Source organism: Fontimonas sp. FW305-C-3, assembly GCF_058783185.1.
The window spans coordinates 1049684-1064146 of sequence record NZ_JBYSYK010000002.1 but is presented as its reverse complement, the minus strand read 5'-3'; the positions used below and the strand labels follow the sequence as shown (position 1 = coordinate 1064146).

General features: G+C 66.4%; 12 protein-coding genes. 8 read left to right on the top strand and 4 right to left on the bottom strand.

Going from position 1 to position 14463, the window contains the following annotated elements; genetic code table 11:
• The first annotated feature begins 115 nt into the window (after positions 1-115).
• The 6 genes from AC3WUF_RS11240 to AC3WUF_RS11215 all read left to right on the top strand — a co-directional run bounded on the left by AC3WUF_RS11240 (position 116) and on the right by AC3WUF_RS11215 (position 8008).
• The gene (locus tag AC3WUF_RS11240) at positions 116-1333 is read left to right on the top strand and encodes an amidohydrolase family protein (protein WP_492425483.1); all 1218 of its coding nucleotides are present in this window, start codon (positions 116-118) and stop codon (positions 1331-1333) included.
• 52 nt (positions 1334-1385) lie between these two features.
• A complete protein-coding gene (locus AC3WUF_RS11235; RefSeq protein WP_492425481.1) occupies positions 1386-2588 on the top strand; it encodes a CaiB/BaiF CoA transferase family protein in 1203 nt (400 codons plus the stop codon).
• 48 nt (positions 2589-2636) lie between these two features.
• Positions 2637-5255: a TonB-dependent receptor gene (locus AC3WUF_RS11230; RefSeq protein WP_492425479.1), complete on the top strand. Its 2619-nt coding sequence runs from the start codon at positions 2637-2639 to the stop codon at positions 5253-5255.
• A gap of 5 nt (positions 5256-5260) precedes the next feature.
• Positions 5261-6283: an NADP-dependent oxidoreductase gene (locus AC3WUF_RS11225; protein ID WP_492425477.1), complete on the top strand. Its 1023-nt coding sequence runs from the start codon at positions 5261-5263 to the stop codon at positions 6281-6283.
• Positions 6284-6431: 148 nt separating this feature from the next.
• A complete protein-coding gene (locus AC3WUF_RS11220; RefSeq protein ID WP_492425475.1) occupies positions 6432-7346 on the top strand; it encodes a helix-turn-helix transcriptional regulator in 915 nt (304 codons plus the stop codon).
• 89 nt (positions 7347-7435) lie between these two features.
• Positions 7436-8008, top strand: coding sequence for a hypothetical protein (locus tag AC3WUF_RS11215; protein ID WP_492425473.1), 573 nt, complete (start codon positions 7436-7438; stop codon positions 8006-8008).
• On the opposite strand, the gene AC3WUF_RS11210 is transcribed toward AC3WUF_RS11215, so the two are convergent.
• From AC3WUF_RS11210 to AC3WUF_RS11195, 4 genes are read right to left on the bottom strand one after another with little or no spacing between them, the layout of a single operon-like run.
• Complete coding sequence (locus AC3WUF_RS11210) at positions 8005-8286, bottom strand: cytochrome C oxidase subunit IV family protein (protein ID WP_492425471.1); 282 nt, start codon at positions 8284-8286, stop codon at positions 8005-8007. The genes AC3WUF_RS11215 and AC3WUF_RS11210 overlap by 4 nt on opposite strands.
• Before the next feature lie 3 nt (positions 8287-8289).
• Positions 8290-8880, bottom strand: coding sequence for a cytochrome c oxidase subunit 3 (locus AC3WUF_RS11205; RefSeq protein ID WP_492425469.1), 591 nt, complete (start codon positions 8878-8880; stop codon positions 8290-8292).
• A gap of 3 nt (positions 8881-8883) precedes the next feature.
• A complete protein-coding gene (locus tag AC3WUF_RS11200; RefSeq protein ID WP_492425467.1) occupies positions 8884-9636 on the bottom strand; it encodes a hypothetical protein in 753 nt (250 codons plus the stop codon).
• Positions 9633-10337 (bottom strand): hypothetical protein, encoded by a 705-nt coding sequence (locus tag AC3WUF_RS11195; RefSeq protein ID WP_492425465.1) that lies wholly within the window; start codon positions 10335-10337, stop codon positions 9633-9635. The genes AC3WUF_RS11200 and AC3WUF_RS11195 overlap by 4 nt, the downstream gene beginning before the upstream one ends.
• 144 nt (positions 10338-10481) lie before the next feature.
• On the opposite strand from AC3WUF_RS11195, the gene AC3WUF_RS11190 reads away from it, so the two are divergent.
• Positions 10482-12116 (top strand): MFS transporter, encoded by a 1635-nt coding sequence (locus AC3WUF_RS11190; RefSeq protein WP_492425463.1) that lies wholly within the window; start codon positions 10482-10484, stop codon positions 12114-12116.
• Between the two features lie 245 nt (positions 12117-12361).
• Positions 12362-14458, top strand: coding sequence for a TonB-dependent receptor (locus AC3WUF_RS11185; protein ID WP_492425461.1), 2097 nt, complete (start codon positions 12362-12364; stop codon positions 14456-14458).
• The last annotated feature ends 5 nt before the right edge of the window (positions 14459-14463 follow it).

Sequence of the window (14463 nt, the reverse complement as noted above, 5' to 3'; positions counted from 1 at the left end):
AGTTCTAAATAATGAATTTCTAGACGGTATTAAGAATTTCACCTATTGTGCCTCCAAGGTCGCAGCGCGCCATCGGGCGCGACCGACGGCCAGCACATAAAGAGGAGAGCGGGACATGCCTTTGGACGAGGTGGTTGGCGCCGGATCGCAGGCGCAACAGGCAGGCGGACCGGCAAACAGGGAACGGCTGCGGGTGGTCGATGCCGACGCGCATCTCGATCCGCCGCATGAGATGTGGGCCGACTATCTGCCGCAATCGCTGCGCGCGCTGGCGCCGGTCATCGAGGAAGGCGAGGAGCACGACTGGATCGTCTTCGAAGGCGAGCGCCGCCCGCTGAAGATGATCAACAACCAGGCCGGCCGCCAGGGCAAGGACTTCAAGATGTCCGGCAAGCGCTCCGAGATGCGCGCCGCGTGGTTGCCGAAGCTGCGCCTCGAGGACATGGATACCGACGGCATCGACGCCGCCGTGCTGTTCGGCGGCGGCCCGCTGGGCACCGCGAACAGCGAGCTGTACATCGCCAGCTTCGAGGCCTACAACCGCTGGCTGTGGGATTTCTCCGGTGCCGATCGCAAGCGTCTGGTCGGTGTCGCCTATCTGCCGATGCGCGACGTCGACGAGACGCTGCGCCTCGTCCGTCAGGCTGCGAAGCTCGGCCATCGCACGGTCAACATTCCGGCGTTTCCACAGGCCGCCGACGGCATCAGCACCTCGGCGCGCGTCAAGGCGATCCGCTCAGGCCAGGGTGCCGCGCTGACCGGCGATCCGACCGGCGCGCGTTCCTACGCGCATCCCGAGTTCGACCGCCTGTGGGCGGAGATCTGCGAACTCGATCTGACCGTGACGATCCATCTCGGCGGGCGCATCCCGCGCTTCGGCGAGAAGCAGCACTTCCTGCCGGACATGGTCATGAGCAAGTTCGCGATGGCCGAGCCGATCGCGATCATGATCTTCAACGGCATCTTTCAGCGCTTTCCGAAACTTCGCTTCGTCAGCGTCGAGAGCGGCGTCGGCTGGTTCTCGTTCATGGCCGAGTACATGGACCGCACCTGGGAGAAACAGCGCTATTGGACCGAAAGCCCGCTGACCGAGAAGCCGAGCTTCTACATGGATCGCAACGTCTATGGCTCGTTCATCAACGACCGCATGGGCATCCTGATGCGCAACGAAGCCGGCGGCCGCAACATCATGTGGTCGTCCGATTATCCGCACTCGGAAACGAGTTTCCCCCGTTCGCATGAAGTGATTGCGCGCGACTTCGCCGGTATCCCCGACGCCGACGTGCGCGAGATTGTCTGCGAGCGTGCACGGCGCCTCTACAGCGTGCCGTAGAAAAACCAGCAGCGGCCGCTGGCCGCTGGACTTGCGACAGGGGGAGATCGAAGTGGCGGACGTGTTTGCCGGCGTGCGGATCGTGGAGCTTGCCCAGTATGTGTTCGTACCCGGCGCCAGCGTGCTGCTGGCCGACCAGGGCGCGGAAGTCATCAAGATCGAGCCGCCGGGCAGCGGTGACCCGTATCGGTCGCTGCGCATCGGCGACGGCCGCGAGACCAGCACCGTCAATCTGGCGATGGAGCAGAATAACCGCTCCAAGAAGAGCCTCGCGCTCGACCTGAAATCCGCCGAGGGCCGCGAGGCGCTGCTCAGGCTGATCGAAACCGCGGATGTCTTCCTGACCAGCCTGCGGCCGAAGGCAATTCGCGCGCTGCGTCTCGACGTCGACGACCTGCGTGCGCGCAACCCGAAACTCATCTACGTGCGCGGCAACGGCCTGGGCTTCCGCGGCGCCGAGGCCGACAAGCCCGGCTATGACGCCTCGGCCTTCTGGGCGCGCGGTGGCATGTGCTGGGCGCTGACGCGGCCAGGCCAGCAGCCAACGCCGCCGCGGCCGGCGCTTGGCGACCACGCCGGCTCGACCGCGCTGGCGTACGGCATCGCCGGTGCGCTGTTCAAGCGCGCGACGACCGGCGAGCCGTCGGTCGTCGAAAGCTCGCTGCTCGCGACCGCGGTGTGGATGCTGTCCGCCGACGTGACCTATTCGCAGTCGCCCGGCTATCGCGTGCATGGCATGCAGGCGACGCGCGCGCCGCTCAAGTACGCGTACAGCACGCGCGACGAGCGCTTGATCCAGCTGATGCTGCTCGATCCGCGCCCGCACTGGGCGCCGCTGTGCCGCCTGCTCGGACTCGCCGAGCTGATCGATGATCCGCGCTTCATCGACAACGAGGCGCGCATGCAGAACGCCGACGCGCTGATCGAAATCCTGCAGCGCTGCATCGCGTCGAAGACCTGGGCCGAATGGCAGCCACTGTTCGAGCGCTGGGACGCGCCGTGGGAACTGATCCGTACGATCGACGATGTCTCTGACGATCCGCAGGTGCTGGCCAACCGCATGGTGTTCCCGATGCAGGTCGGCGACGAGCGCATCCGCGTCGTCGCCGGGCCCGTCGCGTTCGACGGCGACGCCGCACCGTCGCGCGCGGTGCCGTCGCCAGCGCTGGGCGAACACAGCACGGCGTTGCTGACTGAGCTGGGCTATTCGGTGCAGGACATTGCGTCGCTGCGTGAGCGGGGCGTTGCGCAGTAGCGATTGGACGGATTGAGCGGGATGTATTGCTGCATTTCGGGGGACGGAATGAAGAAGCAGATAATCGCCGCGACGATGATGGGGCTTGCCGGCATCGCCGGCAGCGCGACCGCATCGGCGCAAGCTGCGCCACCGAGCGCGACGCCGGCCGCAGTCGAGGCACTGGATCTCGATTTTCTCGATGCGACGCTCGCAGGCGTTGAAGCAACGCCCGCACCGAGCGCGACGCCGGCACCGGCTGCGTCGAATGATGCGCCGCTGGAGGTGATTCCGCTGCCGCGGCCGACCCCCGGCGACGAGACGCGCGCCGCACCGGTGCATCGCCAGCGGATGGTCGAGGAGATCGTCGTGACGGCGCAGCGCAAGGAAGAGAGCCTGCAGGAAGTGCCGATCTCGATCACGGTGTTCAACCAGGAACAGCTCGCCAACGCCAACATCACGAACGCCGGCGACATTTCGCTGTACACGCCGTCGCTGTCGACCAACAGCCGTTTCGGCAGCGAGAACGCCTCGTTCTCGATCCGCGGCTTCACGCAGAACATGCGCACGACCGCATCGGTCGCGACGTACATGGCCGAGGTGGTCGCCCCGCGTGGGCAGAGCCTGCAGACCTCCGGCGACGGTGCGGGGCCGGGCTCGCTGTTCGACCTGCAGAACGTCCAGGTGCTCAAAGGACCGCAGGGCACGCTGTTCGGCCGCAACACCACCGGCGGCGCGATCCTGCTGGTGCCGCAGCGGCCGACCGACGCGTACGAAGGCTATGTCGAACTGTCCGGCGGCGATTTCGAGGCACGCCGTATCCAGGCCGTCGCCAACCTGCCGGTCAGCGACGAACTCAGGCTGCGCTTCGGCGTCGATAGAAACCAGCGCGACGGCTATTTCCGCAATTTCACCGGCATCGGGTCCGATGAGTTCGGCAATGTCGACTACACCGCCGCGCGGGCCAGCGCGGTCTGGGATATCACCGACGCTCTGGAGAACTACACGATTCTCAGCTACGTGAACTCGGAGACCTACGGCAACACCGCGCGGATGTTCGACTGCAATCCGAGCCCGCTGCCGAACAACAATCTGCTGTTCGCGATTACCGGCGTGGCCTGCCAGGCACAGCTGCGCGCGCAGGAAGCGGCGGGGCGCAACGGCTACTACGATGTGGTCAGCACGATTGCGACGCCCATCACCAAGCTCGTCGAGAAGCGTCTGATCAACACGACGACCTGGACTCTGTCGGACAATTTCAGCGTCAAGAACATCATCGGCTATGCACACCTTTCGGCGTTGAACGCATCGGACATCTTCGGCACGCAATTCCATGCGCCGTTCGACGTCGATCCGCGTCGCGAACTGAAGATCGGCCTGACCCTGCTGGCTCCCGGCCTGCCGACGACGAGTCAGCAGACTTTCGTCGAGGAGTTCCGGCTGCAGGGGCTCGCCTTCGATCAGCGCCTGGACTGGCAGACCGGTCTGTACTTCGAGAACAGCCGGCCGGATGGATTCTCCGGCTATCGCTCGATGGCGCTGATCTCCTGCGAGATGGCCAGCCTCGAAGGTGATCCTTCCAACTTCAATTGCTTCGATCCGCTAGCCGGTGCGGTTGGCAATGTCAGAACCTTCCAGGTCAAGACCGAGTACCTCAACCGCGCTGCCTATGCGCAGGCCAAGTACAGGTTGTCGGAGCAGTTCAGCGTGACCGCAGGTCTGCGCTACACCTGGGACAACACCGAGGCCTATGGTGTGATCGATCGCTCCTCGTTTGTCGGCACGGTGCCGCTACCCGTGCGGCGCGGGACGACGAGCCCGGAAGTGAGCAGCAAGGCGCCCACCGGCCAGATCGAGTTCAGCTACCGGCCGGTCGAGGATCTGATGACCTACGCGAAGTACGTCCGCGGCTATCGGCAGGGCAGCGTCAACACCGCTGCAGATCCGGGCGTCGACACGTTCACGCCGGAGAAGGTCGACATGTACGAGATCGGTGCGAAGTCGTCATGGGATGGCGCAGTGCCGGGGCGCTTCAGCGTTGCCGCCTTCTACAACGACTTTACCGACATGCAGCTGGAGACCGGCTATCTGTCGCGCGATTTCGGTTCGACGACGACGATCTTCAACGCGGGCAGGGCGCGGATCGCCGGCGTGGAAGCGGAGGCCACGTTCACGTTCTTCGAGGTACTGAGGCTGAGCCTCTCCTACTCGCACCTGGACACCAAGCTGCTGGAGGCAGAGGACCACACCCTCGAACTGATCCGGGCGGGAGGTTTGCTCGGCGGACTTGTTGCAGCGCCAGCGGCCGACCAGGGCGACACGCTGCCGTTCGCCCCCGATGACACGCTGGTCACCAGCCTGAACTATGCGCTGCCGCTTGCCGAGGATTACGGCACGATCGATCTCGGCGTGACCCATGTCTACACCGGAAAGCAGCGGACGACCGCGAGCAGCGTCTCGCCGTACGACGAACTCGATCCGATCCGGGTCCTGAATCTCAACGCCAACTGGCGCAGCATCTGGGGCTCTTCGCTTGATCTGGCGCTGTTCGCGACCAATCTGCTCGATGAGGAATACGACACGTATCACACCGGGACTTACAACGAGCTCGGTTTCGAATCGCGTCAGGTCGGTGCGCCGCGCATGTTCGGCGGTCGCCTGAAGTACAACTTTGGCGCGGACCGCTGAGGAGCGTGCCGATGAAGATGCGGCAGGTGATTCTGCAAGCGCACCCGCAAGGCGAACCGCGCGCCGAGGATTTCGCGATCGAGACCGTCGACGTGCCGGTGCCTGCAGAAGGCCAGGTGCTGCTGAGGACGCTGTGGCTGTCGCTCGATCCGATGATCCGTTTCGCGCTCGATGAAAAGCCGCTGACCGGGCCGACGCGCGTGCGCATCGGTGATCCGCTCTACGGCGGCACGGTGTCGGAAGTCGTTGCGTCGAACCATCCCGGCTACGCGCAGGGCGACTACGTCGAAGGCCGCAGCGGCTGGCGCGAGTATGCGGCGATCGATCCCAAGCTCGTGCCGCTGCGCAAGGTCGACGCCAGCCTTGCGCCGTTGTCGACCGCGCTTGGCGTGCTCGGCATGCCGGGGCAGACCGCGCATGCCTGCATGGTCGGCATCGGCCGCGTCGCGGCGGGCGAGACGGTCGTCATCTCGGCGGCGGCCGGCGCGGTCGGTTCGCTGGCGGGGCAGATCGGCAAGATTCTCGGTGCGCGCGTCGTCGGCATCGCCGGCGGTGCCGACAAATGCGCCGCAGTGGAAGCGCTCGGCTTCGACGCCTGCGTCGACTACAAGGCGGCCGACTATCCGGTGCGCCTGGCCGCGGCCTGCAGCGGCGGCATCGATGTCTACGTCGAGAACGTCGGCGGCGCGGTGACTGCGGCGGTGCTGCCGCTGCTCAAGTACCGCGCGCGCATGCCGGTCTGCGGCTTCATCGCGTACTACGGCGTCGGCCTCGAAGGGCCGGGGCCGGACCGTCTGCCGGGCTTCATGCGCACGGTGATGTCGAAGGGGCTCGAGCTGCGCGGCTTCGGCGGGGCGATGGTCGGCGGCAGCGCGGCGCTGGAGCAGATGGCGGCGTGGCTGAAGGCCGGCCAGCTGCGGCATCCAGAGACCGTCGTCGAAGGCCTGGAGTCAGCGCCCGCTGCATTCGCCGGCATCTTTCGCGGCAATCGCAATGTCGGCAAGCTGCTCGTGCGGGTGGCGGAGTGATGACGGAGCAGCGGGCAAGTCGCCATCCGGCGGCGTCGCGCGGTCGCCAGTTGCGCCAGACACAGCAATCGCGGCAGTTCGCCTGGCAGCTGGTGAAACGCCTGTACCGTAACGAGATGCCGGCGGAAGGGAAACTGACGAAGGGATCATGAGCACGGCGCTGACCGACTGGATGCACTGCGAGGCCGCACTCGATGCGCCGGGCGTGCGCGTCAAGCTCGTGCAGTATCGCGGCAGCGGCCACTGCGATGCGCTGCTCGTCAGCGACGGGTCGTTCCGGCTGGAGCTCGCACTCTCGGCGCGCCATCCCAGCACGCAGGGCTGCTACCCGGCGCACTGGCCGGAGACGCGCTTCCAGCGCATTGGCGAGATGTACATCCTCGCGCCCGGGCAGAAGCTGCGAATCCGCGCCGATGCCTGCGCGCCGCTCGACGCGGTGGTCTGCCACATCGATCGCGAGCTGTTCGCCGACATGTATTCCGAGTATCTCGGCAGCAACTCCGGGTACCCGTTCAAGCAGGGCGATTCCGATCTGTACCTGCCGGCCAGCCTCGACCTGCAGAACTCGCGCATCCGCGCGCTGCTGGTGCGCATCGCCGACGAGACGCGCGAGCCGGGCATCGCCGGCACCGTCGTCGTCAGCGCACTCGCCGTTCAGCTGGTCGTCGAGCTGCTGCGTGTCGGCGCGGCGCTGGGCGCACCGAAGACGCAGGGCGGCCTCGCATCCTGGCAGCTGCGCCTGATCGACGAGCGCCTGAAGGAACTCGGCGCGGCGCCGTCGCTTGCCGAGCTGGCCGCGCTGTGCCACATCTCGGTGCGGCATCTGACGCGGGCGTTCAAGGAAAGCCGCGGCTTCACGATCGGCAGCTTCGTCACGCAGCGGCACATGGATCACGCAAAGCGGCTGCTCGCCGACGGCGACAGCGTGACGGCCATCGCCGCGCGGCTGGGCTTTTCGTCGAGCTCAAGCTTCTGCGCGACCTTCGGCCGCGAGAACGGCCTGACGCCGGGCGAGTTTCGTCTGAAGTTCCTCGTGGCCAAGCCCTCGTCGCGGCAGCAGTAGCGGCGCGCCGGCCTGCGGCCGGACGGGATATTGGCGCGCGCAGGGCTTAAGCTGCCGGCCGGGCACCTCAGCTCCCACCGAAGACTTCAGTGACTCTTGCCACCCTCATCACCGCGCCGGACTTCGCCACCCTGGTCGCCAGCGCCTTCGAGTCGGAAACGCCGACGGTGGCATCGTCCGAATCCGAACTCGGTGAGCCGCTGCAGCACTTCGCATCGCAGGCCGAGATCATGGCCATGGCTGCGCACTGCATCGAGAACCAGGTGCACAACTACGCCTTCGGCCTGTGGTATCCGTCGATGCGGGGTCAGGTTCTTGAACGCAGGGTCGAACTCGATCCGCCGCGGGAGGGCAAAACCTTCCGCCACTCGCTGTCCGGCTGGGGCATCATCCGCCTGCATCTGTACGCCGCGCAGCCGCAGACGCTGCAGTGCCGGATCGCGGTGAATTCCGAAGCGCGCGCACAGTCGCGCGAGGGCCGGCATCCGGAATTGGGACCGGTGTCGGCGTGGGACTGGCGGGTTGTCGAGACCTACGCCTTCCGCCTGTCGCGCAAGCTGGCCGCGATGGGGCGCACCGCGCCGGTCGCCCAGCCGACGGATGCGACCGCAGTCGAGACGCCGCCGCCCGCGGTGCGCGGAAACATCTGGCCGAAGCGCTAGCGCAGACCGACCAGATAGATCAGCGCGATCAGCCCGAACAGGCCGCCCAGCCAGAGATCGGCGAACAGGCGCAGCTTGCGCGGGCCGCTGCGCACTTCCATGAAGTGCCGCATGATCAGCCGGCATTTGAGGTAGCTCATCGCCAGCACGCCGAGCGTGATCGGCACGTTGACGTCCAGCGCCATGCCGTGCGGTGAGCCGAGCTGCCAGGACAGCAGCGTCAGTCCCGACAGCACGATCCAGACGATGGTCAGCGTCCTAGTCTGTGCGGATGCCATGGCTCACCTCATTAGATACAGCAGGGCGAAGATGGCGACCCACAGCAGGTCGACCATGTGCCAGTAGATCGCGGCGGACTCGAGCAGTTGCCCGCGCTGCGGCTGCGCGCTACGGAATCTCGCGGCAGCAAGGCCCAGGATGCCCAGGCCAAGCAGCAGGTGAATCAGGTGGATGCCGGTGAAGAAGTAGTAGAACGAGAAGAACTCGCTGCTCGTGAAGGTCTGTCCGGCGACGATCTTCGAGATCCACTCCCAGGCCTTGACGGCGACGAAGGCGACGCCGGAACCCATGCATAGCCCGAGCAGCTTCATCGCGCTGCGGTCCTTGCCTTCGCGCGCCGCCTGCACGGCCTGCGCGATGAACCATGAGCTGGTCAGCAGGGCGACCGTATTGAACACGCCGATGCCGAGGTTGAGGTGGCGCTGCGATTCGAGGAACAGCGCCGGCGACTGGATGCGCTTGATCGCGTAGACGATGAAGTAGCTGCTGAAGATCAGCAGGTCGCCGAGCACGAAGATCCACATCGCCGAATCGCCGGGATAGTTCCGGACTTCGCTGGTGGTTTCGCCGGTGCGGGTCGCAGACAGGCTCATGCTTCAGTCCTGCGCCGGGATGCCGAGCGGCTGCTGCTTGATCGCCTTGAGCAGCAGCATGATCGCGGCGTTCTGCCAGACGACGTAGACGGCAGTGTCGATCCAGAAACTGATGACGCCGTCCCAGGCGAAGGCGCCGTGCTTGAAGAAGAACAAGGGCGCGGCGACCAGCTCGGTGGCGAGGTTCCAGATGCAGGCATAACCGAACCACTTGGGGAACACAGCGTTCTGGTCGAGCAGCACGGCGCAGATCAGCGACAGCCAGGCAGTGACGAAGCAGCCCAGCGAGCCGACGAAGGACAGGAAGGCGATGTCGTAAAGCAGCGCCAGCAGCTGCGGATCGCGCTCGGGCCGGAACACCGCGACCAGCAGGCAGATCACCGGCCACAGGCAGCCGTTGACGGCGCCGACCGACTGCGCGCCGAGAAACAAATAGCAGAAGCTGTTGCCGTGGCTGGCGCGCTTGAGCTGGACGGCGAACAGCCCGTTCATGAAGTTGAACACGCCCATCACGGCGATCAGCAGCACGAAACCGACCTGCATCGTCCAGGCGTGTTCGGCAAAGAAGGCGGCGACTTCGGCGACCGACTTGCCCGGCGAGGGCGGCGGCATGACGCGCCCGAGCGGCACGAAGATCAGGCCGAACAGGCCGAAGTAGGCCGGGATCGTCCAGAAGTAGGCAAGCTGATCCTTGTTGGTCCGGCGCCGGTGGCGTTCCTGCTCGGCCTGCGCCGCCGCGACAGCCGCGGCCGTCATGCCGGCGCTCCGATCTCGGCGGCCTGGCGGTGGATCGCCTGCCGCGCGAGCAGGAACATGACGACGATGTAGATCGCGAACACGATCCAGCGAAGCGTGAACGACACGGCGCCGTCCCAGGCCAGCGGTCCGCTGAGCTGCATCGCGGACAGCGCCGACGGCAGCGTCAGCGCAGCGACGGCGAAGTTGAAATGCGCTGCCCAGCGCGGGAACACCGGCTGCGGCCGGCCGTCGAGCAGGATGCTGATGCCGAGGAAGACGCATTGCGCGCAGAACAGCCCGACCGGCGTCGCGAAGGTGATCCAGGCCATGTCGTTGAGCAGCACAATCAGATCCGGATCGCGCTCCGGTCGGTACGCCGCGATCAGCCACAGCAGGTCGGACAGCGCGAATAGCATGACGACGCTCGCCACCGTGCAGAGCAGGGCATAGGCCAGCGCCGGGCTCGGTGTTGCCATGCGCTTCATCTGCACACAGACCACGGCGAACAGCGACAGCAGCATGACGTCGGTCAGGTTGAAGAGGACCATGCTCCAACGGATGGCGGCGGCGTTGTCGCGGAAGAATGCGGCCACATCCGCAGCCGGCATCGTCGGCGACATCGGCGGCACGAAGCCGGGGAAGAGCAGGAACGCAAAGACCAGGATGGCGCCGAAGAAAGGCGTCAGCCAGAGGCAGACCAGCTGATCGGTGACTTTCATGGGCGGTCCCTGCTGCGGTTGTCGAACGCTTGCAGTCTGACCGAGCGCGCGAGGACATCGCGCGGTTTTCTGGACATGCAAACGGCGTTGCCGGCGGCCGGCAGCCCTTCCTGTCCGGTCGAGGATCAGCGGACAATGCGTCCCATGAGAGATGACAGCGTCTTCGCGCCGTTCCGGCATCGGGTGTTCCGCAATCTCTGGCTCGGCACGACGGTGTCCAACACCGGCAGCCTGATCCAGGGCGTGGCGGCGGCCTGGACGATGACCTCGATCTCGACCGCGGATCATGTGGCGCTGGTGCAGACCGCGACCTTCCTGCCGGTGGCCTTGCTCGCGCTGCCGGCCGGCGCGCTGGCCGACATCCACGACCGCCGCAAGGTGCAGATGGCGGCGCTGAGCTTGAGTCTGGTCGGTGCGGCGCTGATGGCGCTGGCGTCGCTGCTCGGCTGGATCACGCCGTGGGTCCTGCTCGGCTTCTGCTTCCTGGTCGGCTGCGGCGGCGCGCTGGCCGCACCGGCGCGCGGCGCGTCGGTGGCGGAGCAGGTGCCCAAGGCGCTGGTGCCGCAGGCGGTCGGGCTCAACAACATCAGTTACAACCTGGCGCGCAGCGTCGGCCCGGCGATCGGCGGACTGATCGTCGCGGCGGTCGGCGCGACGGTGGCGTTCACGGTCAACGTGCTGACTTACATCCCGATGCTGGTTTCGCTGCACCACTGGAAGCGGCCGGCCGAAGCGTCGCGCCTGCCGCCCGAGCGGCTGACGCGTTCCATCAGCATCGGCCTGCGCTACATCGCGCACATGCGCGCCGTGCGGACGACCATCGTGCGGTCCTTCATCATCTGCCTGATGGGCGCGGCGCTGCTGTCGCTGATGCCGCTGATTGCGCGCGAACTGCTGCAGGGCACGGCGAGGACCTACGGCGTGCTGCTCGGCTGCTTCGGCCTCGGCGCGGTGTCCGGCATTTTCTTCCTGCAGCCGCTGCGCGCGCGGCTGGGCAGCGAGCACACCGTTCGCGTCTGCAGCGTCGTCCAGGCGCTGTGCCTGGGCGGCCTGGCGTTGAGCCGCAGCCTGCCGCTGGACATCGCGTTGCTGCTGGCGGCCGGCATGAGCTGGATGATCATGACGACGACGCTCAGCGTGGCGATCCAGCTGTCGGTGCCGCGCTGGGTTGCGGGGCGCGCGATTGCGGCGTCGAGCGCTTCGACCTCGCTGGGTATCGCCGTCGGCTCCGCGTTGTGGGGCATGATTGCCAAGGAAGCCGGCGTTGCCGAAGTGCTGTTGCTGGCGGCAGCCGGCATGGCGCTGTCGCCGTTGATGGGCGTCTATCTCGGCGTCGCCGAAGGCAAGGCCTCGCCGGAACCGGACGAACGGCCCTTGGCCGATCCGCAGGTGAAGCTGGGCATCCGCGGCAACAGCGGGCCGATCAGCATCGAGCTGCAGTATCGCGTGCCGCTCGATCGCTCGGAAGATTTCTACCAGATCGTCCGCGAGCTGCAGGAAGTGCGGATCCGCAACGGCGCCTACGACTGCTCGCTGTCGCGCAACATCGCCGATCCGGGTCTGTGGGCGGAACGCTTCACCTGTCCGACCTGGGACGACTACCTGCGCCAGCGCAGCCGCCGCACGCTGGAAGACAGCCAGCTCCAGCAGCGCGCGCTGGAGATTCATGTCGGCCTGGAGCCGATCAAGGTCATCCGCTGGCTGGAGCGCCCGGCGGAATCGGTCGGCTGGCGCGACGATGCGGGTGACGGTCGTGCAGCAGCGGAACTGCCGATGTAGTCAATGGCTGACAAGGGGATTGCGCTAGAATCCGCTGCGCAAATCCCGCCTCAGCCAGCACGCACAGCCAGGGCGCTTCAACACCGGCTGCCGTGCATGTGCATTTCCGTCTCTATCGCCGATGTCCCGCGCTGCCGTCCGGCAGTTTCGTGGGCTTTTCGCGTGGCCGATCGTTTTTCCAGTTTCTCCACCACCCAGCGCGCAGGCGCCCAGGCAATCACCAGACTTCATGAAGGTCCGCTTGTATGAACTCGTCGCTATTTCGTTCCACCGCCCTGGCGCTGATGCTGATTCCCGGTTTCGCCGGTGCCCAGGTGCTTGCCGTCGCGCCTGAACCGACGCCCGCTCCGCAGGCCGCTGACACCGCTGCCGCGCTGCCGACCATCTACGTCACCGCCGAGAAGAGCAGCCGTTCGCTGCTCGACACGGCAACCAGCACGATCGTGCTGGACGAGCGCGATCTGGCGGCGCGTGCGGGCTTCAACTCGGTCAAGGACGTGCTGGCGAACACGCCGAACATCGTCTTCATCGGCACCGGCAACATCGCGCCGGCCGTGCGCGGCGTCGACAGTACCGGTGCGTCGCAGGGCTTCGATGCATTCGTCGCCGGCAGCCGGCCGCGCCTGAACTGGCAGATCGACGGTCGCCCGGCGAGCTACAACGAAATCATCTTCGGCGACTCGATGCTGTGGGACGTGCAGCAGGTCGAAGTGCTGCGCGGCGCGCAGAGCACGCTGCAGGGCCGCAATGCAATCGCCGGCACGATCGCCACCAAGACCAAGGATCCGACGTTCGAGCCCGAAGGCGCGCTGCGCATCGGCGGCGGCAACTACGGCCAGCAGCGGATGTCCGCCGTGGTCAGCGGCGCCTTGAGCGAAAGCGTGGCGGCGCGTTACGCGGCGGACTTCTCGCGGCAGGACGGCTGGGTCAGGGACGTGCAGACCGTTGACGGCGGCGGCGATCCGACCGAGTTCGAATCGCTCAACCTGCGCGGCAAGCTGCTGATCCAGCCAATGTCGATGCCGGCGCTGCGCAGCCTGCTGACCTTGAACCATTCCGACCATTCCGGCCCGCAGACCGAAAGCGTGTCGCGGCCGTTCGGCGATCGCAGTGGCGGCGGCTTCGGCTACGTCGAGCCGGTATTCCAGCCCAAGACCAGCAGCATCATTGCCGACACCAGCTACGAGTTCGATCCGAACCTGAGCTTCGAAAGCCTGCTCAGCGGCACCGATCTCAACGTCAAGCGTCTGACCGAAGAGGGCGGTGGCATCGCCAACATCGACGGTCGCGAATACGTCGTCGAGCCGCGCCTGCGCTACAGCGGCGACGGCCGGCGTTCTGGTGTCGCCGGCCTGTATCTGTTCAAGGCGGACCAGGACGAAGCGCTGGACTCGGCCGGCGGCCTCAAGTTCGACGATCACATCCGCACTGCCGCGGTGTTTGGCGAAACCAACTGGCCGCTGACGGCGACGCTGGACCTGATCGCCGGTGCGCGCTACGAGCAGGAGGAGCACCGCCGCGGCGGTGGCGACACGAACGACCAGATCATCCGGGTCGAGCTGGACGAAACCTATCGCGCGTTCCTGCCCAAGCTCGGCCTGGCCTGGCATCCGGTGGAGCGCAGCACGCTGGGCATCCAGATTCTGCGCGGCTACAACGGCGGCGGTGCGGGCGCTGCGTACGACGAAGACGCCCAGGTCGTCACCAACTACCAGTACGAGCCCGAATACGTCTGGACGGTGGAACTGTTCGGCCGCCAGGAGTTCGCGCAGGGCCGCGTGCGCCTGAGTGCCAACCTGTTCTATTCCGACTATCGCGACATGCAGCTCGCCTACGATCTGACGCCGGCGGATCCCAGCGACTACTCCTTCGTCGTCGACAACGCCGACGAAGCGCGCAGCTACGGCGCTGAGTTCAGCGCCGACTGGCTGCTGGCCGACGGCTTCGAGCTGTACGGCAATGTCGGCTTGATCAAGGCAGAGATCACCAAGTACCCGAACTCGGGCTACCAGGGCAATGAACTGCCGCTGTCGCCGCCGTTCTCGTTCTCCGGCGGCGTGAACTGGGCTGGCGGCGGCTGGGATGCCAATCTCGGTGGCCGCTACACGCAAGCCTACTACTCGGAGATCGCCAACCAGCCGCGCGGCAAGGTCGATCCGTACGCGGTGCTGAACGCGCAGCTCGGCTACACCTGGCGCTACGTGCGCGTCTACGGCACCGTCGAGAACCTGCTGGATTCCGACAAGGCGATGGCAATCTATCCGGGCACCGTCGAGTCGGACGACGCGGCCAACCTGCTCGCGCCGCGCACCTACTGGGTCGGTCTGCAGCTCAGCTGGTAAGTCAT